Source organism: Mycobacterium sp. NPDC003323, assembly GCF_053589535.1.
In genome coordinates, this window is record NZ_JBSFSB010000001.1 from 807153 (window position 1) to 829323 (window position 22171).

At 68.0% G+C, this 22171-nt stretch carries 27 protein-coding genes; 15 read left to right on the forward strand and 12 right to left on the reverse strand.

What is annotated here, in order from left to right; translation table 11 throughout:
- The first annotated feature begins 11 nt into the window (after positions 1-11).
- From ACWDUN_RS03625 to ACWDUN_RS03635, 3 genes are all read left to right on the forward strand, one after another.
- Entirely contained in the window at positions 12-1397 is a 1386-nt protein-coding gene (locus ACWDUN_RS03625; RefSeq protein ID WP_449924664.1) for a hemolysin family protein, read from the forward strand.
- Complete coding sequence (locus ACWDUN_RS03630) at positions 1390-2406, forward strand: hemolysin family protein (RefSeq protein WP_449924666.1); 1017 nt, start codon at positions 1390-1392, stop codon at positions 2404-2406. The genes ACWDUN_RS03625 and ACWDUN_RS03630 overlap by 8 nt, the downstream gene beginning before the upstream one ends.
- Before the next feature lie 91 nt (positions 2407-2497).
- Entirely contained in the window at positions 2498-3517 is a 1020-nt protein-coding gene (locus ACWDUN_RS03635) for a DUF4192 domain-containing protein (protein WP_449924669.1), read from the forward strand.
- On the opposite strand, the gene ACWDUN_RS03640 is transcribed toward ACWDUN_RS03635, so the two are convergent.
- The 3 genes from ACWDUN_RS03640 to ACWDUN_RS03650 form a co-directional block, all read right to left on the reverse strand.
- A complete protein-coding gene (locus ACWDUN_RS03640; protein WP_449924671.1) occupies positions 3514-4218 on the reverse strand; it encodes an iron dependent repressor, metal binding and dimerization domain protein in 705 nt (234 codons plus the stop codon). The two genes, ACWDUN_RS03635 and ACWDUN_RS03640, sit on opposite strands and share 4 nt — an antisense overlap.
- Before the next feature lie 137 nt (positions 4219-4355).
- Positions 4356-5315, reverse strand: a complete 960-nt coding sequence (locus ACWDUN_RS03645) for a sigma-70 family RNA polymerase sigma factor (RefSeq protein WP_449924674.1) — start codon at positions 5313-5315, stop codon at positions 4356-4358.
- Positions 5316-5463: 148 nt separating this feature from the next.
- Positions 5464-5874 (reverse strand): DUF3099 domain-containing protein, encoded by a 411-nt coding sequence (locus tag ACWDUN_RS03650; RefSeq protein WP_449924677.1) that lies wholly within the window; start codon positions 5872-5874, stop codon positions 5464-5466.
- 56 nt (positions 5875-5930) lie between these two features.
- Here ACWDUN_RS03650 and ACWDUN_RS03655 point away from each other — a divergent pair, with 56 nt between their 5' ends.
- Positions 5931-6167, forward strand: a complete 237-nt coding sequence (locus ACWDUN_RS03655) for a DUF3039 domain-containing protein (RefSeq protein ID WP_030135100.1) — start codon at positions 5931-5933, stop codon at positions 6165-6167.
- Here the strand turns inward: ACWDUN_RS03655 and ACWDUN_RS03660 are convergent.
- Together ACWDUN_RS03660 and ACWDUN_RS03665 are read right to left on the reverse strand one after the other, a co-directional pair.
- Positions 6157-7107 (reverse strand): YihY/virulence factor BrkB family protein, encoded by a 951-nt coding sequence (locus tag ACWDUN_RS03660; RefSeq protein ID WP_449924680.1) that lies wholly within the window; start codon positions 7105-7107, stop codon positions 6157-6159. The two genes, ACWDUN_RS03655 and ACWDUN_RS03660, sit on opposite strands and share 11 nt — an antisense overlap.
- A 61-nt stretch (positions 7108-7168) precedes the next feature.
- The gene (locus ACWDUN_RS03665; RefSeq protein ID WP_449924683.1) at positions 7169-7360 is read right to left on the reverse strand and encodes a DUF7455 domain-containing protein; all 192 of its coding nucleotides are present in this window, start codon (positions 7358-7360) and stop codon (positions 7169-7171) included.
- A 135-nt stretch (positions 7361-7495) separates the two neighbouring features.
- Between ACWDUN_RS03665 and ACWDUN_RS03670 the strand changes: the two genes are divergently transcribed.
- Genes ACWDUN_RS03670 through ACWDUN_RS03680 form a run of 3 tightly spaced genes read left to right on the forward strand, consistent with a single transcriptional unit; the run spans position 7496 to position 9570 of the window.
- Positions 7496-7873: a DUF952 domain-containing protein gene (locus ACWDUN_RS03670; RefSeq protein WP_449924686.1), complete on the forward strand. Its 378-nt coding sequence runs from the start codon at positions 7496-7498 to the stop codon at positions 7871-7873.
- 29 nt (positions 7874-7902) lie between these two features.
- Complete coding sequence (locus ACWDUN_RS03675; protein ID WP_449924689.1) at positions 7903-8736, forward strand: SDR family NAD(P)-dependent oxidoreductase; 834 nt, start codon at positions 7903-7905, stop codon at positions 8734-8736.
- A 39-nt stretch (positions 8737-8775) separates the two neighbouring features.
- Positions 8776-9570 (forward strand): hypothetical protein, encoded by a 795-nt coding sequence (locus tag ACWDUN_RS03680; RefSeq protein WP_449924692.1) that lies wholly within the window; start codon positions 8776-8778, stop codon positions 9568-9570.
- Positions 9571-9629: 59 nt separating this feature from the next.
- Here ACWDUN_RS03680 and ACWDUN_RS03685 read toward each other — a convergent pair whose 3' ends face one another.
- Positions 9630-11024 carry an RNA polymerase sigma factor gene (locus tag ACWDUN_RS03685; RefSeq protein ID WP_449924694.1) on the reverse strand — a complete coding sequence of 465 codons (1395 nt, stop codon included), beginning with the start codon at positions 11022-11024 and terminating at the stop codon, positions 9630-9632.
- Positions 11025-11211: 187 nt separating this feature from the next.
- Entirely contained in the window at positions 11212-11973 is a 762-nt protein-coding gene (gene ppgK / locus ACWDUN_RS03690) for a polyphosphate--glucose phosphotransferase (protein ID WP_449924697.1), read from the reverse strand.
- Between the two features lie 117 nt (positions 11974-12090).
- Here ppgK and ACWDUN_RS03695 point away from each other — a divergent pair, with 117 nt between their 5' ends.
- The gene (locus tag ACWDUN_RS03695) at positions 12091-12900 is read left to right on the forward strand and encodes an inositol monophosphatase family protein (protein ID WP_449924699.1); all 810 of its coding nucleotides are present in this window, start codon (positions 12091-12093) and stop codon (positions 12898-12900) included.
- Between the two features lies 1 nt (position 12901).
- Here the strand turns inward: ACWDUN_RS03695 and cei are convergent, their stop codons facing one another.
- Entirely contained in the window at positions 12902-13552 is a 651-nt protein-coding gene (cei, locus tag ACWDUN_RS03700; RefSeq protein ID WP_449924702.1) for an envelope integrity protein Cei, read from the reverse strand.
- 169 nt (positions 13553-13721) lie between these two features.
- On the opposite strand from cei, the gene ACWDUN_RS03705 reads away from it, so the two are divergent.
- A complete protein-coding gene (locus ACWDUN_RS03705; RefSeq protein ID WP_442011136.1) occupies positions 13722-14024 on the forward strand; it encodes a DUF4193 domain-containing protein in 303 nt (100 codons plus the stop codon).
- 31 nt (positions 14025-14055) lie between these two features.
- Here ACWDUN_RS03705 and ACWDUN_RS03710 read toward each other — a convergent pair whose 3' ends face one another.
- Positions 14056-14544: a DUF3093 domain-containing protein gene (locus ACWDUN_RS03710; protein ID WP_449924706.1), complete on the reverse strand. Its 489-nt coding sequence runs from the start codon at positions 14542-14544 to the stop codon at positions 14056-14058.
- Positions 14545-14569: 25 nt separating this feature from the next.
- Here ACWDUN_RS03710 and dut point away from each other — a divergent pair, with 25 nt between their 5' ends.
- Positions 14570-15034, forward strand: a complete 465-nt coding sequence (dut, locus tag ACWDUN_RS03715; protein ID WP_449924709.1) for a dUTP diphosphatase — start codon at positions 14570-14572, stop codon at positions 15032-15034.
- Positions 15034-15741, forward strand: coding sequence for a DUF3710 domain-containing protein (locus ACWDUN_RS03720; protein ID WP_449924711.1), 708 nt, complete (start codon positions 15034-15036; stop codon positions 15739-15741). Before dut ends, ACWDUN_RS03720 begins: the two co-directional genes overlap by 1 nt.
- Here the strand turns inward: ACWDUN_RS03720 and ACWDUN_RS03725 are convergent.
- A complete protein-coding gene (locus ACWDUN_RS03725) occupies positions 15738-16439 on the reverse strand; it encodes an alpha/beta hydrolase (RefSeq protein WP_449924714.1) in 702 nt (233 codons plus the stop codon). The two genes, ACWDUN_RS03720 and ACWDUN_RS03725, sit on opposite strands and share 4 nt — an antisense overlap.
- A gap of 109 nt (positions 16440-16548) precedes the next feature.
- On the opposite strand from ACWDUN_RS03725, the gene ACWDUN_RS03730 reads away from it, so the two are divergent.
- The gene (locus tag ACWDUN_RS03730; protein WP_449924716.1) at positions 16549-16920 is read left to right on the forward strand and encodes an OB-fold nucleic acid binding domain-containing protein; all 372 of its coding nucleotides are present in this window, start codon (positions 16549-16551) and stop codon (positions 16918-16920) included.
- A complete protein-coding gene (locus tag ACWDUN_RS03735) occupies positions 16917-17588 on the forward strand; it encodes a DUF3159 domain-containing protein (RefSeq protein ID WP_449924719.1) in 672 nt (223 codons plus the stop codon). Before ACWDUN_RS03730 ends, ACWDUN_RS03735 begins: the two co-directional genes overlap by 4 nt.
- Here the strand turns inward: ACWDUN_RS03735 and ACWDUN_RS03740 are convergent.
- On the reverse strand, positions 17562-18227 hold the full coding sequence (locus ACWDUN_RS03740; protein ID WP_449924721.1) for a potassium channel family protein: 666 nt from the start codon (positions 18225-18227) through the stop codon (positions 17562-17564). The two genes, ACWDUN_RS03735 and ACWDUN_RS03740, sit on opposite strands and share 27 nt — an antisense overlap.
- Complete coding sequence (locus ACWDUN_RS03745; protein ID WP_449924724.1) at positions 18224-18892, reverse strand: potassium channel family protein; 669 nt, start codon at positions 18890-18892, stop codon at positions 18224-18226. Before ACWDUN_RS03745 ends, ACWDUN_RS03740 begins: the two co-directional genes overlap by 4 nt.
- Before the next feature lie 111 nt (positions 18893-19003).
- Here ACWDUN_RS03745 and ACWDUN_RS03750 point away from each other — a divergent pair, with 111 nt between their 5' ends.
- Positions 19004-20998: an APC family permease gene (locus ACWDUN_RS03750; RefSeq protein ID WP_449924727.1), complete on the forward strand. Its 1995-nt coding sequence runs from the start codon at positions 19004-19006 to the stop codon at positions 20996-20998.
- The gene (locus ACWDUN_RS03755) at positions 20995-22170 is read left to right on the forward strand and encodes a class I SAM-dependent RNA methyltransferase (RefSeq protein ID WP_449924730.1); all 1176 of its coding nucleotides are present in this window, start codon (positions 20995-20997) and stop codon (positions 22168-22170) included. Before ACWDUN_RS03750 ends, ACWDUN_RS03755 begins: the two co-directional genes overlap by 4 nt.
- The last annotated feature ends 1 nt before the right edge of the window (position 22171 follow it).

Genomic DNA, 22171 nt, shown 5'->3' on the forward strand with positions numbered 1-22171 from the left:
CAGGACCCCCGATGCTGACGGCGCTGGGAATTCTCGTCGGAATCCTGGTGGTATGCGCCATCACGGCGCTGACCGGTTATTTCGTCGCCCAGGAATTCGCCTATATGGCGGTGGACAGATCGAGACTGAAGGCGCGCGCCGAGGCCGGCGACGGCGCGGCCGCGCGGGCGTTGACCGTGACGCGGCGGACGTCGTTCATGCTCTCCGGCGCCCAGTTGGGTATCACCGTCACCGGTCTGCTGGTCGGTTATGTCGCAGAACCGCTGATCGGCGAGGGCATGGGCGAACTGCTGGGTGGGGTTGGCGTTCCGGTGGCCGTCGGCGTGGCGATCGGCACCGTGCTGGCCATGGTGTTCTCCACTGTGGTGCAGATGGTCTTCGGTGAGCTGTTCCCGAAGAATCTCGCCATCGCCCGTCCCGAGCCCGTGGCCCGCCGGTTGGCGCTGTCCACGAACATCTACCTCGGCGTCTTCGGCTGGCTGATCAAACTGTTCGACGCATCATCGAATGCGCTGCTGCGCGCGCTGCGCATCGAACCTGTTCACGATGTCGAACACTCGGCCACCGCGCGCGACCTGGAGCACATCGTCGCCGACTCGCGGCAGACCGGTGAGATCCCCGAGGAGCTGTCCACCCTGCTGGACCGCATCCTGGACTTCCCCACCCGCACCACCGAGCACGCGATGATCCCGCGCGGCCGCGTCGACGTGGTGGGCGCCCATGAGCCGGTGGGTGCGGTGCTGGCCAGGATGGCCACCGGCCACACCCGCTACCCGGTGGTCGGCGACTCGCCCGATGACCTCGTCGGGGTGATCCATCTGCACGATCTGCTGGGCGCCGAGGACCCGTCGGCAACGGCCGGCGCGGCGTGTCGCCCGGCGGTGATTCTTCCCGAGACGCTGCCCCTGCCGGTCGCATTGCGGACGCTGACCGAGGCGCACGACGAAATGGCGCTGGTGATCGACGAATACGGCGGGTTCGCCGGCGTGCTCACCGTCGAGGACCTGGCCGAGGAACTGGTCGGTGAGATCGACGACGAACACGACAAGGTGAGTACCGACGATGACATCGTGCCCAGCGGTGACGGTTGGCGGGTGCGCGGTGACGTCGCCCTCGACGAGTTGGGCCGCGCCGTCGGACATGACCTTCCCGAGGGGGATTACGAGACGCTGGCGGGCCTGCTGATCGCCGAGTTCGGCGGTCTGCCCGACGTCGGTGACGCCGTGTCCGTCGACCTCGGTGTCGAGCCGTCCGAACTCGTCGCCGATCACCCGCCGCAGCGCCGGCGCCTCGACGCGACCGTCGAATCGGTCGAGAAGTACGTCCCCGCAAGCGTTCTGGTGACGGTGAGCGAGATCCCCGCCGAAGCCGAGGACCGGGAGGATCCCGATGAGTAACCCCTGGGTCGTCGCACTGGTGACCGCCGGGTTGATCGCGGCCAGTGCCTTCTTCGTGGCCGTCGAGTTCGCGTTGATCGCCGCCCGGCGCCACCGACTCGAAGATGCCGCATCCGAAAGCCGTTCGGCGCGTGCGGCACTGCGCTCGGCCTCGGAGCTGTCAGTGCTGCTGGCCGGATCTCAGCTGGGCATCACCATCTGCACCCTGGCGCTCGGTGCCATCACCAAACCCGCGGTGCACCACTGGCTGACGCCCGCATTCGCCGGTTGGGGCGCTCCGTCCTGGCTGGCCGATGTCGGCGGATTCATCCTCGCCCTGATCATCGTCACCTTCCTGCATCTGGTGGTCGGTGAGATGGCGCCCAAATCCTGGGCGATCGCGCATCCCGAGCGGTCGGCGACCATGTTGGCGCTGCCGATGCGGGCCTTCATGTGGCTGACCCGCCCGCTGATCGGCACCTTGAACCGGCTGGCCAACTGGTGTCTGCGCAAGGTCGGCGTCGAACCCGTCGACCAGGTGGCCACCGGCCAGGATCCCGATGCGCTGCGCCACCTGGTCGAACATTCGGCCACCGTCGGAACGCTGGACGAGCGCTATCACGGTCATCTGGTCAGCGCATTGGAACTGGAGGCACTGACCATCGGTGACATGCTGCGTACCGGTGCGGCGCCCGACAGCGTGGTACCGGCGGCGACGCCCGCGGCGATCCAGGCGGAATCGAGGCGCACCGGGCATCTACGGTTGCTGGTCCGCGATGATGCCGACATCCTCGGGGTCGTTCACGTTCGGGATACGGTGCAGGCCGGCCCGCAGGTGCGGGCAGCCGACCTGATGCGCCCGGCGCTGCTGCTGGAAGCAGCCACCCCGGCCTATGCCGCGCTGCGCACGATGCGTGAAACCCGCAGCCATCTGGTCGTGGTGACCGACGACGCCGGCGCGATGCTGGGATTGATCACGCTGACCGACGTGTTGGAGCGACTGCTGCCCACGGCGGACGCCGCGGCCTGAGTTGTCCACAGTCGCGGTTTGATCCACAGGCCGCGGTGTGCGGGCGGGTGCGGGGTCCGATCGGGTCGCCGACGGCAGTGACGATCGGCGCATGACACAACAATCTCGCGGTTTCGACCTCGGCCGTCCCGCTGCACTGATCGCCGCGCTGCCCGCGGTCCTGGGTTTCGTTCCGGAACAGTCCTTGACGGTGGTCACACTCGACGACGGCGACCTCGGCGCTGTGATGCGCGTCGACCTGACCCCGCAATTGACCGGCAACACCGCACATCTGGCCGAGGTGGTGGCCGCCTCGGGTCACGACGGCGCGGTCGCCGTGATCGTGGACGAGCACGGCGGAGACCATGCGGATCTCGCCGCCGACCTGACCCTGTCGATGCAGGACGAGGGCGTCGAACTGCTGGCCGTGCTGGCCGTGGACCGCGTCGAGGTCGGCGGCCGGTGGTGCTGTGTCTGCGGTTGTGACGCAAGCGGATTCATCGATGATCCGGAGTCCTCGCCGCTGGCGGCCGCGGCGGTGCTCGACGGTCGGCGGCTCTATCGACGCCGCACCGAACTGCAGCAGGTCATCGCCGTCACCGACATTGCGCGCAGCAGACGGATCGAGGAGGCCCTGCGCACCTCGACTCGCCCTGCGCTGACGATGCGCATGGCACGCCGCGCGGTCGAGGCCGCCATCGCGCTCGCGGCCCGGGTCGGTGCGGGTGAAGACATCGAGGACGCCGACATCGTCACCGTCGCCGCGGCACTGCCGGACCCGAGGGTGCGCGACACCCTCTATGCACTGGCGGTGGGCGCCGGCGCGGGCGATGCCGAGGCGCTGTGGGCGACGCTTGCCCGGTTGCTGAGCGCCCCCTGGCGGCTGGAGGCGCTGACACTGTTGGCGTTCTCGGCCTATGCACGCGGCGACGGTCCACTGGCCGGTATCGCGCTGGAAGCCGCGGTCGCCATCGGTCCCGGGCACCGGATGGCGACCATGCTGGACTGCGCACTGCAGTCCGGTATGCGGCCGGAACAGATCCGCGAGTTGGCGCATTCGGGCTACAGGACGGCCGGCACGCTGGGCGTCCGGCTGCCGCCGCGACAGCCGTTCGGCCGGCGGGCGGGCTAGACCTTCTCGACCTTGACCGCGTGCGCCATGTGGTGGGGGAGTTCGACTTCCTGATGGCCCGGGATCAGGATGAGCACACCGCCCTGGTCGCCGGGGTCATCGCTGGCCTGCACCGTCACCCGGGCGTTGGGTACCACGCCGGCATCCTTGAGTCGGCCGATCAGTTCGACGTCGCCCTGGACGTGCTCGGTCAGTTGACGCACCACCACCGCCACCGGCGAGCCCGCCGGTAGTTCGGTCAGGCGCACCAGATTGGCGTCCTCGCTGTCACCGGACCCACCGAAGCCGAGCTCGGACAGCCCGGGGATCGGGTTGCCGAAGGGTGAGGTGGTCGGGTTGTCGAGCACCTGCACCAGGCGCCGCTCGACGTCCTCGCTCATGACGTGCTCCCAGCGGCACGCCTCGGCGTGGACTTCCTCCCACGGCAGACCGATCACGTCGACCAGCAGCCGCTCGGCGAGGCGGTGCTTACGCATCACGGAGATGGCCAGGTAGCGGCCCTTCTCGGTCAGTTCGAGGTGGCGGTCACCGGCGACGTGCAGCAAGCCGTCGCGCTCCATCCGGGACACGGTCTGACTCACGGTCGGGCCGCTCTGCTCCAGGCGTTCGGCGATACGCGCCCGCAGCGGCACCACGCCCTCTTCTTCGAGGTCATAAATGGTCCGCAGGTACATCTCGGTGGTGTCGATGAGATCGTTCATGCCCTACCTTCCAGGCCCTGCAGTTACCACCCGAGTCTAGCTGTCCGGGGCGTTGAACAGGGTTGCAACATCCCCCTGCACGTTGTGATGCCCGCCGCGGAACGCGACGGGCATCACGGGTGGGGATGGATCAGGGTCTAGCTGGCGTAGGAACGCAGGCGCTCGGCCCGGTCCCCGTTACGCAGCTTGGACATCACTTCGCGCTCGATCTGGCGAACCCGCTCGCGGGACAGCCCGAACAGCTTGCCGATCTGGTCCAGCGTGCGGGGCTGACCGTCGTCGAGGCCGAAGCGCAGCCGGATCACCTGCTGCTCGCGCTCGTCGAGGGTGGCCAGCACATAGCGGATGTCGGTGTGCAGCAACTCGGAGATGACGGCGTTCTCGGCCGACATCGCCTCGGCGTCCTCGATGAAGTCACCCAGGGGTGCCTCCTCATCGCTGCCGACGGGCATGTCCAGGCTCACCGGATCGCGGCTGTGCTCCAGCAGATCGGCGATCTTCTCGGCCGGGATGCCCGACTCTTCGGCCAGTTCCTCATCGGTGGCCTCACGGCCGAGGTTCTGGTGCATCTCACGCTTGATCCGGGCCAACTTGTTGACCTGCTCGACGAGGTGGACGGGCAGGCGGATGGTTCGGCTCTGATCGGCCATGCCACGGGTGATGGCCTGGCGGATCCACCAGGTGGCGTAGGTCGAGAACTTGAATCCCTTGGCGTAGTCGAACTTCTCCATCGCGCGGATGAGTCCGAGGTTGCCCTCCTGGATCAGGTCCAGCAGCGGCATGCCACGACCGGTGTAGCGCTTGGCCAGCGACACCACGAGGCGCAGATTGGCCTCCAGCAGGTGCCTGCGGGCGGCGTCACCGTCGCGGACCACCGCGGCGAGGTCACGGCGACGGGCCTCGCCGAGCCGCTTCTTGGTGTCCAGCATGTGCTTTGCGTACAGACCCGCTTCGATGCGCTTGGCCAGCTCGACCTCGTCGGCCGCGTTCAGCAGCGCGGTCTTGCCGATGCCGTTGAGATACACGCGGACCAGGTCGGCGGCGGGGCTCTGGGCGTCCAGATCGGAATCGATGCGGCTTGCGGTGGCGATCGCCATGTACGGCCTCCCTGCTCGGCGGAACTGTCACTGCGTACAACGCCCGAGGGGGACTGGGAGTTCCCGCCCGGTCCTTGTGGCGTACCACTTGACCTGCGGGTTTAAACCGACGACCTGAGAATGTCCTGAGAAGTGACGAAGAGGCTGCTCAGTCGGGAACGCCGGGCCCGGCGGGCGGGGTGTCCGCGCTCGGGTCCGGCCGGACCGGCGCCTGCAGCGCGGGACGCTGCGCCGTGGAGAACAGCGGCGTGCGCCGACCGGTGCCGGCGTCGGGGTACCGGCGCGGCTCGGAGGCGGTGCGCGGCGGCCGGTCGTTGGCGATCAACACCGCGATCCACGGCAGCGGGATCGAGGCCACGATGATCGCCAGGGAGATCAGCCCGTTGTTCCAGATGCCATAGGCGACGGCGGCGAGCACCAGTGCCGGGATGCGGAAGGACATCAACGTCAGATATTTGCGCACCCGTGCGCGGTGCTGCTCGTCGTGGGGCAGAGCAGCGCGGGTAATGAGCACCGGGCGACCTTCGTCGTCGAAACTCAGCTCGGGGCTTTGTTTCATGACTCCACTGTCCCACACCTGCGACACCCTGCACACCTGCCGGGCACAATGGAGGGATGCAGACCCAGACCATCGAACGGCCCGATACCGACGAACGCGTCGACGACGGAACCGATGACGACGCCCCCAAGGTCTTTCATTACGTCAAGAAGGACAAGATCGCCGAAAGTGCCGTCATGGGCACGCATGTCGTCGCGCTGTGCGGCGAGGTGTTCCCCGTGACCAAGGCCGCCAAGCCCGGCTCGCCGGTGTGCCCGGACTGCAAGAAGATCTACGAGCAGCTCAAGAAGTAGCGGAGTTCTTCTCCGCCTTCTCGGTCTTCTCCGTCTTCTCGGCGATCCACACTCGCAGTCGTCGGGCGTGGGTGGCCGGCGCCGGCCACTCCTCCTGGATCGCGGCGTTGAGTTCGGCGCCGATCATGACCGCGAACCCGGCGAGGAACGCGAACAACAGGAAGGCGATCGGCGTCGCCAACGCGCCGTAGGTGTAACCGGTCGCGGTGATCCAGGTGAGGTAGAACCGCAGGCTGAACGTCGCGATGAGGAACACCGCGGTCGCCAGCACCGCACCGACCACCAGTCGGTGGGTGGGCAACGGGCTGGGCAGTGACACCCGATAGAGCACGGTCACCGCCAGGATCAGGGCGATCACCAGCACGGGGTAGTAGCCGTACTGCAGGGCGTGCGACCAACTGTCCGGGATGAACTCGGTGATCTTGCGCGGTCCCAGGGCGATGAACGGTGCGGTCACCACCGCGCACACCAACATGATCACGTAGAGCCCGAGCGCGAAGAATCGTTGCCGCACGGGGTGGCGCAGCGGGGTCTGGTCGTGCGCCTCGACCACCGAGTCGACGAAGGCCGACACCGCCGAGGATCCCGCCCACAACGAGATCACGAAACCCAGCGACACCACCTCACCGCGCGCCGACCGCACGATGTCGTAGATGGTCGGCTCGATGATCTCGTTCACGACGTTCTGCGAGAAGAACCGCTCCGAGGTACCGATCAGCTGATCTTCGATGGTCGGCAAGGTGTCCGGACCGAAGAGCGGAGCCAGATAGGCCAGGCTGCCCAGCATCCCCAACAGCAGCGGCGGCAGGGACAGCGCACACCAGAAGGCCGCTTGCGCCGACTCCGCGAAGATCGAGTCGTCCCAAGCCTTCGACAGGGTGCGTTTGGTGATGGGCCAGACGTGATGACGTGATGGCTTCGCCGGTGGCTGGTCGGTCATCACCGCTCCAGCATCCCCGACGATGAACCGCGCCGCCCGGTCGGGCGGCGCGGTTCGTTCGCTATGCGTCGACCGGACTCACTTCGATCACGGCCGCCAGTTCGATCAGCTTCGCCTCGTGCTCGTTGGCGTGGTGCTGGCAGAACAGGAGCTCGGCTCCCGACGGCAGCGTCGCGCGTACGCGCGCGGCGGCACCGCAGCGGTCGCAGCGATCGGCCCGAGTCAGTTCCGGACTGGTCAAGGTTGCGTTCACGGCGCTTCCTCCGTTCTGCTTCGGTGCGTATGTCTACTGTGTCAGACGTTTTCGGTTCTGGCCTTGTTCCCCTGAGGTTCACCGGTGTGTCGTGTCTCACTGCGCCGGTGTTACCGTGCGGGCAACCTGGACGGCATGGATACCCAATCTGACGTGCTTCTGCACCTGTGTTCGGGGGCCGAATGGGAGCAGGCCTCGGCGGCCGGCGCGCACCGGCCCGCATCGCTGGCCGAGGCCGGGTTCGTCCACCTTTCGACCCCTGAGCAGGTTCATCTGCCGGCGAACCGATTGTTCGCGGGCCGAACCGATCTCGTGCTGTTGACCATCGACCCGGCGGCGCTGACGGATCCGGTGCGCTGGGAGCCCGGCGTGCCGACCGATCCCGAATCGATGGTGTTCCCACACTTGTACGGCCCGTTGCCGGCCGCTGCTGTGACAAGTGTCACGCCCTATCTGCCGGCGGACGACGGGTCATTCGCGGCATTCGGCAGTGCTGGCACGCCGCCATCGTAGTCATCGCGGCCGGGCCGTAGGTTGGGGGCGTGACGGCAGACACGCGGGTTGCAGTGGTGACCGGGGCCAGTCGCGGCGCCGGGCGGGGGATCGCGGTGGCGCTCGGCGCGCACGGGTGGCGGGTCTATCTGACCGGCCGCTCGATCGCGGAATCCGGGGCCGCGCAGCAGGTCACCGCGGCCGGTGGCGAGGGCGTCGCGGTGACGGTGGATCACGCCGACGACGATGCCGTCGCCGAACTGTTCGGCCGCGTCGCTGCCGAGGCCGGCGGGTTGGACCTGCTGGTCAACAATGCCGCGGTCGTGCACGATGAGCTCACCGGCTCGAAACCGTTCTGGGACAAACCGATCGGGCTCGGTGATGTGCTCAACGTCGGGCTGCGCTCGGCCTATGTGGCGTCCTGGCACGCGGCCCCGCTGTTGTCGCTGCGCCCGCGCGGGCTGATCGCGTTCACCTCCTCGCCGGGGTCGGTGTGCTACATGCACGGCCCCGCCTACGGGGCGCAGAAGGCCGGTATCGACAAGATGGCCGCCGATATGGCCGTCGACTTCGGCGATACGTCGGTGGCATGCGTGTCGATCTGGATGGGCATCCTGCTGACCGAACGGTTACGCGCGGCGTTCACCGGCCGGCCCGAGGCGCTGGCCGCCACCGCCGAGCACGCCGAGACCCCGGAGTTCACCGGTCATCTGATCGACGCCCTGTTCGGTGACCCGGAGCTTCCGGCGCTGTCGGGGCACACGCTGATCGGTGCCGAACTCGCCGAGCGCTACGGGATAGCCGACGAGGGCGGCCGCAAGCCGCCCTCGCATCGCGCCATGTTGGGTGCGCCGCGCGCACCGAGCACCGTGGTGCTGCGCTGATGCGTGACAGATCGACCTGATTTCGTAAACTGACTCACTGTGGCAATACTGTCCGGCTTCGCGCCGTGGATCGTCTACTGGATTCTGGTCGGCAACGTCCCCTTCCTGGCGGCGGTCCTGGTGGCACTGGCCGTCGCGGTCGGTTCGTTCGTCGTCGGCCGGGCCCGTGGCGCGAAGGCCCGGACACTGGAAATCGGAGCGATCGCAACGTTTGTCGTGTTGGCGGTGCTCACCGTGACGGTGAGTCAGGCCTTCATGGAACGCTGGATCCAACCGCTCAGTGCCGCCGGTATCTTCCTGGTCGCGCTGGTGGGGGTGCTGGCCGGCCGGCCCTTCGTGCGTGAGTTCGCCGAGGCCGATCAGCCCCCCGAGGTCATCAAGAGCGAACTGTTCGGCCGCATCACCACGCTGATCACCTGGATCTGGGTCGCGGCGTTCGCCGGTATGACGCTGTCCTCGGCGATACCGCCGCTCGTGTACGGCGACGCCACCATCCTGGACACCAGGACGCCGCTGTCGTTCATCTGTTACTGGGTGGTGCCGTTCCTGCTACTGGGCGGCGCGGTGCTGGGCGGTCGGGTGCTGACCGACCGCATGGTCGCCGAGGCGACCAGCCCGCACACCGTGCGGCGCAGCACCTTCGTCGCGTTCAAGGAACTCGAGATCGACCAGCTCTACTATCTGGCGCGGGAGCGCGCCGAGCGTGAAGCCGGCCCTGATCTTGAGGCCTACGACGTCAAGCTGGGTAGCCAGGGGGTGCCGCTGACCGGTGATGAGTCCCGGGAGTCCTGGCCGATGAGCTACAAACTTCGCGAGCGCAAAGTCAGGCATTAGCCGGAAACGCAAAACGGCCGCCCCCGAATCGTCGGGGGCGGCCGCCTCGTGCCGAATGCCTAGTCCAGGTAGTCGCGCAGCACCTGGGACCGGCTCGGGTGGCGCAGCTTGGACATCGTCTTGGACTCGATCTGGCGGATGCGCTCACGCGTGACGCCGTAGACCTGACCGATCTCGTCGAGGGTGCGGGGCTGACCGTCGGTCAGGCCGAACCGCAGCCGCACCACACCGGCCTCGCGCTCGGACAGCGTCTCCAGCACCGACTGCAGCTGATCCTGCAGCAGGGTGAAGCTCACCGCGTCGACGGCCACCACGGCCTCGGAATCCTCGATGAAGTCGCCGAGCTGAGAATCGCCTTCGTCACCGATGGTCTGGTCCAGCGAGATGGGCTCACGCGCGTACTGCTGGATCTCCAGCACCTTCTCCGGCGTGATGTCCATTTCCTTGGCCAGCTCTTCGGGCGTGGGCTCGCGACCCAGGTCCTGCAGCAGCTCGCGCTGGATGCGGCCCAGCTTGTTGATGACCTCGACCATGTGCACCGGGATGCGGATGGTGCGGGCCTGGTCGGCCATGGCGCGAGTGATGGCCTGGCGGATCCACCAGGTGGCGTAGGTGGAGAACTTGTAGCCCTTGGTGTAGTCGAACTTCTCCACCGCGCGGATCAGACCGAGGTTGCCCTCCTGGATGAGGTCCAGGAATGCCATGCCGCGGCCGGTGTAGCGCTTGGCCAGCGAGACGACCAGACGCAGGTTCGCCTCGAGCAGGTGGTTCTTGGCGCGGTCGCCGTCACGGCAGATCCACTGCATATCGCGACGCTGGGCCGCGGGCAGCTTCTCACCCTTCTCGGCCAGCTCGCTCATCAGCTGGGTGGCATACAGCCCGGCCTCGATGCGCTTGGCGAGCTCGACCTCTTCCTCGGCATTGAGCAGCGCCACCTTGCCGATCTGCTTGAGGTAGGCGCGCACCGAGTCGGCCGACGCGGTGAGCTCGGCATCCTTGCGGGCCTGCCGTAGCGCCTCGGATTCCTCTTCGTCCCAGACGAAGTCGCCGGAGGCCTTGTCCTTCTCCGACGGCTCGGGGTGCTCGTCGTCCCCTTCCTTGGCCGGTGTGCCCGCGGCCGCGGGAGCGGCGTCGTCGCCTTCGGCCTCCTCGCCGGCGTCCTCGGCATCATCGTCGGTTTCCAGGTCGTCGATCTCGACGTCCTCGAGATCGTCGCCGGGCTCGGCCTCGAGTTCCTCGGTGACGTCGAGGTCCTCGGCGCCTTCCAGGTCTTCGGCGGACTCGTCCTTCTTGCCGCGGGGCGCGGCGGCCTTGGCCGGCGCCTTCTTCGCAGGGGCCTTCTTCGCGGCCCGCTTGGCCGGCGCCTTCTTGGCCGGCGCCTTCTTCGCGGCGGTCTTGGTGGCGGTGGCCTTCACCGGCTCTTCGGTTGCCGGGCTTGCCTCTGTCGCTGCCACGTACACCCTCTCGGTCTTGCTGGACGGTGAGCGCGCGCAGGCCTCACCGGAATTCGTCGGCTGTCTTTCGAATAATGGCGTTGATCTCTGCTGGGATACCCGCCACTATGTCGGTAGGCGGCCGCCGTCGACCATTGTAACGACAGTGTGCGCGACTTCTGCGCCGTGCGGCAAATCCGACGGCGTGTTACTGCACGTGAATGCCCTCGGCGGCCATCGCTGCGCCGACGATGCCCGCCGAGTTCAGCAGCGCGGCCGGCACCACCGGCGTCCGGTTCTTGAGCATCGGGATCCAGCGGTCGGCCTTGCGGCTGATACCGCCGCCGGCGATGAACAGGTCGGGCCAGATCGCGTTCTCGATGGCCACCAGGACCTTGGTGACCTCCTCGGTCCAGCGCTGGTAGTTCCATTCCTTGCGTTCCTTGACCGAGGACGCGGCCCGGTGCTCGGCCTCCTTGCCGCCGACCTCCAGGTGCCCGAACTCGGTGTTGGGCAGCAGCACGCCGTTGTGGATGACCGCCGACCCGATGCCGGTCCCGAAGGTCAGTAGCACGATGACGCCGGTGTTGTCCTTGCCCGCGCCGTAGCGTTCCTCGGCCAGTCCGGCCGCGTCGGCGTCGTTGAGCACGGTGACCGGTTGACCGTCGAGCACTTGCGAGATGATCTCGGCGGCGTTGGTGCCGATCCAGCCCTTGTCGACGTTGGCGGCGGTGCGCACCGTGCCATTGGTCACCACGCCGGGGTAGGTGACCCCCAGCTTGCCGGTCCACCCGAACTCGCGCACCACGGCCGCGACGGTGGCCGCGACGGCCTCGGGTGTGGCCGGTTGTGGGGTGGCCAACTTGAATCGTTCGCCGACGAGGGCGCCGGTGTCGAGGTCGACGATGCCCCCCTTGATGCCGCTGCCGCCGACGTCGACGCCGAAGCCAGTATTGGGCGATTCGGTCACAGGAACGCTCCTCAGCAGGGTCCGGCGGACAATCGGACACCACAGTAGTGCCTGTCACCGCGGTTTTGGAGGTGGTGCGCGACAACGAGTTTGTCCTCGGTGTGATGCGATGTGTCCATGAATGATCCGCAGACCTTGCGCATGGTGGCCGAGCAACTAGCCACGGAGGCCGCGGCTTTCGTGCGGACCCGGCGGGCCGAGGTGTTCGGTGCCACACCGGCCGCCGGTGCGGTCGAGAGCAAGAGCACACCCACCGACCCGGTGACCGTGGTGGACAAGGAGACCGAGCGACTGTTGCGCGAGCGGCTGGCCGAGCTGCGCCCCGCCGATCACGTCCTCGGGGAGGAGGAGGGCGGCTCGGCCGTCGGCGAACCCGGCGTCCCGGTCTGGGTGATCGACCCCATCGACGGGACGGTGAACTTCGTCTACGGCATCGAGGCCTATGCCGTGTCGGTCGGGGTGCAGATCGACGGTGTCTCGGTGGCCGGCGCCGTGATCAACGTGTCGACCGATGAGCTGTATTCGGCGGCGTCGGGTCAGGGCGCGACGGTCAGCCGGTCCGGTACGCAGACCGCGCTGCGCTGCAACGTCATTGACGATCTGTCCATGGCTCTGGTGGGCACCGGATTCTCGTATCAGGCGCAGCAGCGGGCCCGGCAGGCGGCGGTGCTGGCCGGGTTGCTGCCCGATGTGCGCGATGTGCGTCGGATCGGGTCCTGCGCGCTGGATCTGTGCATGGTGGCCGCCGGTCGGCTGGACGCCTATTTCGAGGACGACGTGCACGTGTGGGACTGGGCGGCGGGCACGCTGATCGCCACCGAGGCCGGCGCGGTGGTCCAGTTGCCCGACGACGGTGGCACTGCGCTGATGGCCGCGGCCCCGGGTGTCGCCGCCGCGCTGCGCGAGCGGCTGGCGCAGCCGGCCTGACTCAGCAGGTGGCGCTGTGGATCTTGGTCAACAGCTCGGCATCCGCGGGCTGGGTGGCATCGGGACGCAGGCCCGCCAGCATTGCGTCGATATCGTCGCTGCGGCTGAATTCGGTGAATTCGGTGCCGATCGCGAAATCCACCGTGTCGTCGGTGCGGCCGTCCTGGAAGAGTTCGGTGCACGGCGCGACCAGCCACACTGCGGCGGCCGCGGCGCGACCGGTCTCGCCGAAGCGGATCTGGCCCTGACATTCCAGCCGACTGTTGGCGTAGACGGGATCGTTGGCGGCGGTGGGTTGGGCGAAACCGAGGTCGCGCAGTGCACCGGACACCTCGGCGGCCTGCCCGCCCTGCCCGCTGGCATTGAGCACCTGCACCTTGGTGTCGGCCAGGCGTGCGGGCATCACCTCGACCATGTCGGCGCGCGAGACGGGCTCGCCCAGTCGCGTCTGGGTGGCGTCCTCGGCCGGTGGCGGGGGGTTGCACGCCCTGGCCTGGGCGACATCGGTCGTCTGGTTGAGCGCGATGACCCACACCACGCCGGTCACCAGGGCGAGCACCACGAACAGGCACAGCACGGGAACGAAGTTGCGGCGACGAAACGGCCGGCCGTGTTTGTCGAACGCCGTGCCCTCGGTGATGGATGCGACCACTCCTGCACCTTAGAGGTAGGTCGGGGCGCGGCCGACTACCAGGAGTTTTCGTCTGTGATATAAATCACAGTCAATCCGGACCGATTCGGGGCACGAATCATTTGGCGCAGGCGTTCGACGCTGGTACAAAGCCTTGCTGCATGACGCTGATGGATTAGGAGGGGATTGAATGGCAACCGACTACGACGCTCCGCGACGCACCGAGACCGACGATGTCTCGGAGGATTCGCTCGAGGAGCTCAAGGCACGGCGTAACGAGGCCCAATCGGCCGTCGTGGACGTCGACGAATCCGAGTCTGCCGAATCATTCGAACTGCCCGGTGCCGATCTGTCCGGTGAGGAACTGTCGGTGCGAGTCGTGCCGAAGCAGGCCGACGAGTTCACCTGCTCGAGCTGCTTTTTGGTGCACCACCGCAGCAGGCTGGCCAGCGAGAAGAACGGCATGATGATCTGCACGGACTGCGCGGCCTGAACCAGGCCGTGCAGGGCGGATCTCCCGACGATCAGCTGCGCAACGCGGCCAGCACCCGATCCGGATGCCGGCAGCTCACAAGCCAGTAGGGGGTGGGATCGTCGGGATCGTCCAGCACGATCAAGACCATCGGGCCGATCCAGGCCCGGTGCAGAACATAGGCCGCTGGGTCCAACTGGCGACCCAGGGCCGCCGACTTGGCCGATCGGGGAACCTCGGCCGAACGGGCGATCAGGTTGACCGGCAGATGCGCGGGCCCCGCCCACAACTCCACGGCCGGATCGGATGCAGAACCGTTCTGCACGACACGGATCTCCATTCGGCCCATCCACATCAGCACCGCCGCCGCCACCGGCAGCAGCACCGCGTACGGCACCCAGTCCGGTAGCGCCTCGACACCCATGTTCACCTCTGCGGCGATCAGCGCGGCCAGCCCGAGGCCGGGCAGCCAGAACCACCACGGCACGCGGAGGCGTTCGCGGTAGCGCACGGTTTGGGTGATGGCGCGCGTGTCGGACACGTGCCCAAGAGTAATCTCCTTCGTCGTGTCCACTTCTCTGGTGGTCGTGCGACTGGATCGCGACCTTCCGATGCCCAGCCGGGCTCACGATGGTGACGCCGGTGTCGACCTGTACAGCGCCGCCGACGTCGATCTCGAGCCCGGGCACCGCAGCCTGGTGCCCACCGGGATCGCGGTGGCCATCCCGCACGGGATGGTGGGGTTGATCCATCCCCGGTCCGGATTGGCTACGCGCGTAGGTCTTTCGATCGTCAATGCGCCCGGGACCGTCGATGCCGGGTACCGTGGTGAGATCAAAGTGGCGCTGATCAACCTCGACCCGCAGCAACCGATCGCGGTGCGACGCGGTGACCGCATCGCGCAGCTGCTGGTGCAGCGGGTGGAGCTTCCCGAGCTGGTCGAGGTGTCGTCGTTCAACGATGCCGGGCTGGCTGACACTTCCCGTGGCGGCGGTGGCCACGGCTCCTCAGGCGGACATGCGAGTTTGTGATGGAAGATAACGACGAAGAATTCGACGGTCCCTTCGACATCGAGGATTTCGACGATCCGGAGTCCGCGACCGTCGCGCGACTGGATCTCGGGTCGGTGCTGATCCCGCTGCCGGCGGCCGGTCAGGTACAGGTCGAGCTGACCGATCAGGGTGTGCCCAGCTCGGTCTGGGTGGTCACCCCGAACGGGCGATTCACCATCGCGGCCTACGCGGCGCCCAAGTCGGCCGGCCTGTGGCGTGAGGTTGCCGCCGAGCTCGCCGAGTCGCTGCGCAAGGACGGGGCGAAGGTCCGCATCGAGGACGGCAAGTGGGGCCGCGAGGTCGTCGGCGCCAGCAACGCCGCACCGCAGGGTCAGCAGCCCGGCGTCGTGCGCTTCATCGGTGTCGACGGTTACCGCTGGATGATCCGCTGTGTGGTCAACGGGCTCCCCGAGAATGTCGACGCCTTAGCGGCCGAGGCCCGAGAGGCGTTGGTGGACACCGTGGTTCGCCGCGGTGACACCCCGTTGCCGGTGCGTACCCCGCTGGCCATCCAGCTGCCCGAGGCGATGGCCGCCCAGTTGCGCGCCGCCGCGGCTCAGCAGGCTCAGGCCCAAGCTCAGGCTCAAGCCCAGGCGCAGGGTCAGACCCCGCCGGAGCCCGCCGCGCGCCGCAGCGCCCAGGGCACGGCGATGCAGCAGATGCGCAGCACCATCACCGGCGGTTAGAGCTCGCCGAGGGCGGCCACACACGCCGCGCCCAGGCGTGCGGGGTCGGCGCCCATCTCGTCGAGGGTGACGGTCCGCAGCGCCGCACGAGGCGCCGCGGCGACCCATCCGACGGCGACATCGAGCGGATGTACCGGGTCGTCGGTGGCCGCGGCCACGCCCATCGGCACCGCCAGTGTCCTCAGCTCCTGCGGTGTCGGCGCCACATAGCGCGCCGCCTCCTCCATGGCATCGGGCAGGCCCGGCCACTGCCCGGTCCACGACCGGGCCAGTTCATCGGCCAGCCACGCCGGGCTCGAGGCCCGCATCGCGGCGATGGTGTCGGCCAGACCGTCGGTGCGCAGCTGATGTGCCGAGGCGCGGGCGGCCCGCGCCGCGGACGCGTCGTCGGGCGCGCCCGACCAGGCCGGCAGCGCGGCGAGCACCGCGACCGTGCTGCCCGGGTGGTGCAGCGCCCAGTTGACCGCGATGGCCGCGCCGATGGAGACGCCGCCGACCGCGATCCGACCGCCCGCGCCGGCGGCCTCCTGCAACGCCGACAGATAACCGGCGATCAGTCGCTGCGGCTCGGGGGCGGGCGTGACCACCTGCGCACCGACCTCGCGCAGTGCGTCCGCGAACGCCCGTCGGGCGTAGTCGTCGTCGGATCCGGTGCCGGCCATCAAAACGGTCGTGACGCCATATAAGTCGACGGTCATCGGACGATGGTGCCGCGCCGGTGCCCGGCGTGGCGAATCGGAACCAACAGGTCTACGGTGGCGTTGGTCAGTATGTGGATCGAAGACGATCCGCGGTGAGGGAGAGGTCATGGCTACCGCCGAAGGGTATCTCCGCCGGCTTACCCGCCGGCTCACGGAAGATCCCGAGCAACTCGACGTCGAGGAACTCAGCGATGAGGCGGCCGGCACCGGCGCGCAGAAGGCCATCGACTGTGAACGCGGCCAGGAAGTCACCATGGTTGGCACCCTGCGCAGCGTCGAGTGCAACGGCAAGGCGTGCGCCGGGGGAGTCAAGGCCGAGCTGTTCGACGGCACCGACGCGGTGATGTTGGTCTGGTTGGGCCAGCGCCGGATCCCCGGTATCGAAACAGGCCGCACCCTGCGCGTGCACGGCCGCCTCGGCAAGCTGGACAGCGGTGCCAAGGCGATCTACAACCCGCACTACGAGATTCAGAAGTGACGGAGCCGACCTCCGCCGAACAGACACCCACCGAGGAGCCGCCCAAGAAGGGCGCCCAGGCCGTCCTGGACCAGATCGGCGGCGTCAGCGGGCTGATCTACTCCTCCCTGCCGGTGCTGGTGTTCGTCCCGGTCTCCACGCAGTTCGGCCTGATGCCCGCGATCTACGCGGCGCTCGGTACGGCGGCCCTGGTCCTGGTGTGGCGGTTGATCCGCAGAGAAACGATCCAACCGGCGGTGTCCGGATTCATCGGCGTCGGCATCAGCGCACTCATCGCGTGGTGGCTGGGGGAATCGCGCGGCTATTTCGCCTACGGCATCTGGATGTCGCTCGTGTACGCCGCGATCTTCACCGTCTCGGTGCTGATCCGCCGGCCGGTGGTGGGTTATGCATGGGGCTGGTTCAGCGGACAGGGCCGGCAGTGGCGGTCGGTGCGCCGAGCGGTGCTCGCCTTCGACGTCGCGACGTGTGCCTGGGCGGTGGTGTTCGCCGCCCGGTTCGTCGTGCAGCGCCACCTGTATGACGCCGATGATGTCGGCATGCTCGGTGTGGCCAGGATCGCCATGGGCTGGCCGCTGACCGGTGTGGCCGCGCTGATCACCTGGTTCGCCATCCGGGCCGCGCAGAAGGCGCTGCAGGAATCACCTGCCCTGCGGCCGCAGGAGTAGTTCGCGCAGTTCGTCCTCGGCCTCGGCCGTTGCGACGAACACCAGCTCGTCACCGCCCTCCAGTGGCTCGTCGCCCTCGGGCACGATGACCCGCGGACCGCGCAGGATCGTCACCAGCGAGGCGTCGCGCGGCAGGTTCAGCCGCTTGACGGCCTTGCCGCCCCATGGCGTGTCATCCGGCAGGGTGATCTCGACGAGGTTGGCCTGGCCCTTGCGGAAGCTCAGCAGCCGCACCAGATCGCCGACCGCGACGGCCTCCTCGACCAGCGAGGCCAGCATGCGTGGGGTGGACACGGCCACGTCGACGCCCCAGTTCTCGTCGAACAGCCACTCGTTGCGCGGATCGTTGACCCGCGCCACCACGCGTGGCACCGCGAACTCGGTCTTGGCCAGCAGGCTGACCACCACATTGGCCTTGTCGTCACCGGTCGCGGCGATCACCACGTCGAACTCCTGCAGGCGCACCGACTCCAGCAGGCTGATCTCGCAGGCGTCGCCGAGGCGCCAGTGCGCGGCCGGGATGGCGTCGACGTCGATGTGCTCGGGGTCGCGTTCCAGCAGCGTGACCTCGTGGTTGCCGACGAGTTCGCGGGCGATGGACCGGCCGACCGCCCCGGCGCCGGCAATGGCGACCTTCATTCGTTGTCCTCGCTGGGCGGCAGCGCCGAGATCGCCAGCGCCTCGCCGATATGTCCGGAGATGGCGGCGATGAACACGTGATCGCCGGCCTGGATGATCGTCTTGCTGTCGGGCAGCAGCCCCGAACCGAGCCGCAGCATGAACGCGACCCGGCCGCCGGTGGCGGATTCCAATTCGGTCACCGGATGTCCGGCCCAATCCTCGTGCAGGGGTAGCTCGGCGACCCCGACATTGCCGGACGGGTCACGCCACTTGGTGGTCTCCGATTCCCGGGTCAGCACGTTGAGCAGTCGATCGGTGGTCCATGGGACGGTGGCCACCGTCGGGATGCCGAGCCGCTCGTAGACGGCGGCGCGCTTGGCGTCATAAATACGCGCGACGACGCGTTCGACGCCGAACGTCTCGCGGGCCACCCGGGCGGAGATGATGTTGGAGTTGTCGCCGGAGGACACCGCGGCGAAGGCGCCGGCCTCTTGAATACCCGCGCGCAGCAGCACATCCCGGTCGAAACCCATGCCCAGCACGCGCTCGCCGGTGAACTCGGGGGACAGCCGGTTGAACGCGGTGGAATCACGATCGATGACCGCCACCTCGTGGCCGATTCTGGCCAGCCCGTCCGCCAGCGAGGCGCCGACCCGGCCGCACCCCATCACGACTACCCGCACTCTCGGTCCTCTCTGGCCGTCGTCCAGGAATACCGTCACATCTGACACGCCATTCAACCAGCGCACCCGGAACGCTACAGCCAATCGCCGGTGCGCTTACTCTTGGCACTCGTGTCCAAGCTTTCGACCGCCGCCCGGCGGTTGGTCCTGGGTCGACCGTTCCGCAGTGACAAGCTGTCGCACACGCTGCTGCCGAAGCGGATCGCCTTGCCGGTGTTCGCTTCCGACGCGCTGTCCTCGGTCGCCTACGCACCGGAAGAGATCTTCCTGGTGCTGTCCATGGCCGGCTTGGCGGCCTACTCGTTCGCGCCCTGGGTGGGTCTGGCCGTCGCGTTGGTGATGATGATCGTCATCGCCAGCTACCGGCAGAACGTGCACGCCTACCCGTCCGGCGGCGGCGACTACGAGGTCGTCACCACCAACCTCGGCGGAACGGCCGGGCTGACGGTGGCCAGCGCGCTGCTGGTCGACTATGTCCTCACGGTGGCTGTCTCCATGTCGTCGGCGATGGCGAACATCGGGTCGGCGGTGCCGTTCATCAACCAGCACAAGGTGTGGTTCGCGGTGGCGGCGATACTGCTGCTGGCGGCGCTGAACCTGCGCGGCATCCGGGAGTCCGGGACCGCGTTCGCGATTCCCACCTACGCCTTCATGATCGGCATCTTCGTCATGCTGGGCTGGGGGCTGTTCCAGATCTATGTGCTCGACCACGATCTGCGCGCCGAATCCGCATCCTTCGATGTGCATTCCGAGAACGGCGACCTGATGGCGGTGGCCATGGTGTTCCTGGTTGCGCGGGCGTTCTCGTCCGGGTGCGCTGCGTTGACGGGTGTGGAAGCGATCAGCAACGGGGTTCCGGCCTTTCAGAAGCCGAAATCGCGCAATGCCGCCTTGACGCTGCTCATGCTCGGTGTGATCGCCACCACGTTGTTCATGGGCATCATCATGCTGGCCAAGGAAACCGGCGTGAAGATCGCCGAGCATCCCGAGACGCAACTGGTCGGCGCGCCCGAGGGCTATCACCAGAAGACCCTGATCGCCCAGCTCGCCGATGCGGTGTTCCACGATTTCCCGATCGGCCTGTACGCCATCGCCGGGGTGACTGCTCTGATCCTGGTGCTCGCGGCCAACACCGCGTTCAACGGTTTCCCGGTGCTGGGCGCGATCCTGGCCCAGGACCGGTTCCTGCCGCGGCAGTTGCACACCCGCGGCGACCGGCTGGCGTTCTCCAACGGCATCCTGTTCCTGGCGCTGGCGGCCATCGGGTTCGTCGTCGCGTTCCAGGCCGAGGTGACCCACCTGATCCAGCTCTACATCGTCGGTGTGTTCGTCTCGTTCACCCTCAGCCAGATCGGCATGGTCCGGCACTGGACGCGCTACCTGCGGGTCGAGACCGATCCGGCGGTGCGCAGGCACATGATGCGTTCGCGGGTGATCAACGCGATCGGTTGTGCGTGCACCGGCACGGTGCTGGTGATCGTCGTCGTCACCAAGTTCATGGCGGGCGCCTGGATCGCGATCCTGGCGATGGGATCGCTGTTCGTGCTGATGAAGATGATCCGCAGGCATTACGACACCGTGGCGCGTGAGCTCGACGAGCAGGAGGCCGAGGTCGAGGACATCGTGCTGCCCAGCCGCAACCACGCGGTGGTCCTGGTCTCCAAGCTGCACCTGCCGACGCGCCGCGCGCTGGCCTACGCGCGGGCCACCCGTCCCGATGTGCTGGAGGCCATCACCGTCAGCGTCGACGACGCCGAGACCCGTGAGCTGGTGCACACCTGGGAGGACAGCGACGTCAGTACACCGCTGAAGGTGATCGCCTCGCCCTACCGTGAGATCACAAGGCCGGTACTCGATTACGTGAAGCGGATCACCAAGGAGTCCCCGCGCACCGTCGTCACGGTCTTCATCCCCGAATACGTGGTCGGGCACTGGTGGGAGCAGGTCCTGCACAATCAGAGCGCGCTGCGGCTGAAGGGCAGGCTGCTCTTCGAGCCGAACGTCATGGTGACTTCGGTACCCTGGCAGCTCAACTCGTCGGAGCGGCTCAAGACCATGCAGCCGCAATCCGCACCCGGCGATGCACGCAGAGGATTTCTGGATTGACCGTTCTGACGCTGACCACCGGGCCTGCGGCCAACGGGGGCAGTTGTGTGGCGCGCCACGACGGGCGGGTGGTGTTCGTGCGCCACGCGCTGCCCGACGAGGTGGTGCGGGTGCAGGTGATGTCCGAGCGCGGATCCTATTGGCACGCCGATGTTGTCGAGGTGCTCGAGGCATCGCCGGACCGGGTCGACCCGCTGTGCCCGATCGCCGGCGCGCAGGGTTCAGGGTGCTGCGACCTGGCGTTCGTGGCGCCGGAAGCCGCCCGCCGGCTCAAGGGTGCGGTGGTGGCCAACCAGCTCAGCAGATTGGGCGGGTACGAATGGGACGGAGTCGCCGAGGCGATCGGTGACGGCGCCGCGACCGGCTGGCGGACCCGGGTGCGACTGGATGTCTCCGACGCCGGCCGTGCCGGATTCCACCGCTATCACAGTGACGAACTGGTCGAGTCGCTGAACTGTGCGCAACTGCCCGACGGGTTGGTCGACGGCCTCGATGGACAGCGGTGGACCCCCGGCGCGCAACTGCATGTGGCTCTCGACGACGAGGGCCGTCGCCATGTCGTGCAGGCCGGCCCGCGCAGCGGGCGCAAGGCCGGCACCCAGGTGATCGAGGGTGAGTACGAAGCGGTGCAGCGCATCGGTGAGCGTCGCTGGCAGGTGCCGGTGACCGCGTTCTGGCAGGCGCACAAGGATGCACCGCGCGCCTACAGCGCGTTGATCCGGGATGCGGCCGCGCTGCAACCGGGGATGACGGCGTGGGATCTGTACGGCGGCGCCGGCGTGTTCGCGGCCGTTCTGGCCGACGGTGTGGGCGTGACCGGGCGGGTGTTGACGGTGGACACCTCGCGCGGTGCGGCACGGTCCGCGCGCACCGCGCTGGCCGACCTGCCGCAGGTCTCGGTGGTCACCGATTCCGTGCGCCGCGCCATCACGGCGGAGCCCTCACGTCCCGACGTCGCCGTGCTGGATCCGCCGCGTTCGGGAGCCGGCCGCGAGATCATCGAGGCGTTGGCGGGAGTTCCGCGGATCATCCATATCGGTTGCGAGGCAGCATCGTTCGCCCGTGATGTGGGGGAGTACCTCAAACAGGGGTACGCCGTCGAGACACTACGGGTCTTCGACTCGTTCCCGCTGACCCACCACGTCGAATGCGTGGCGGTGCTGACGCGGTAGT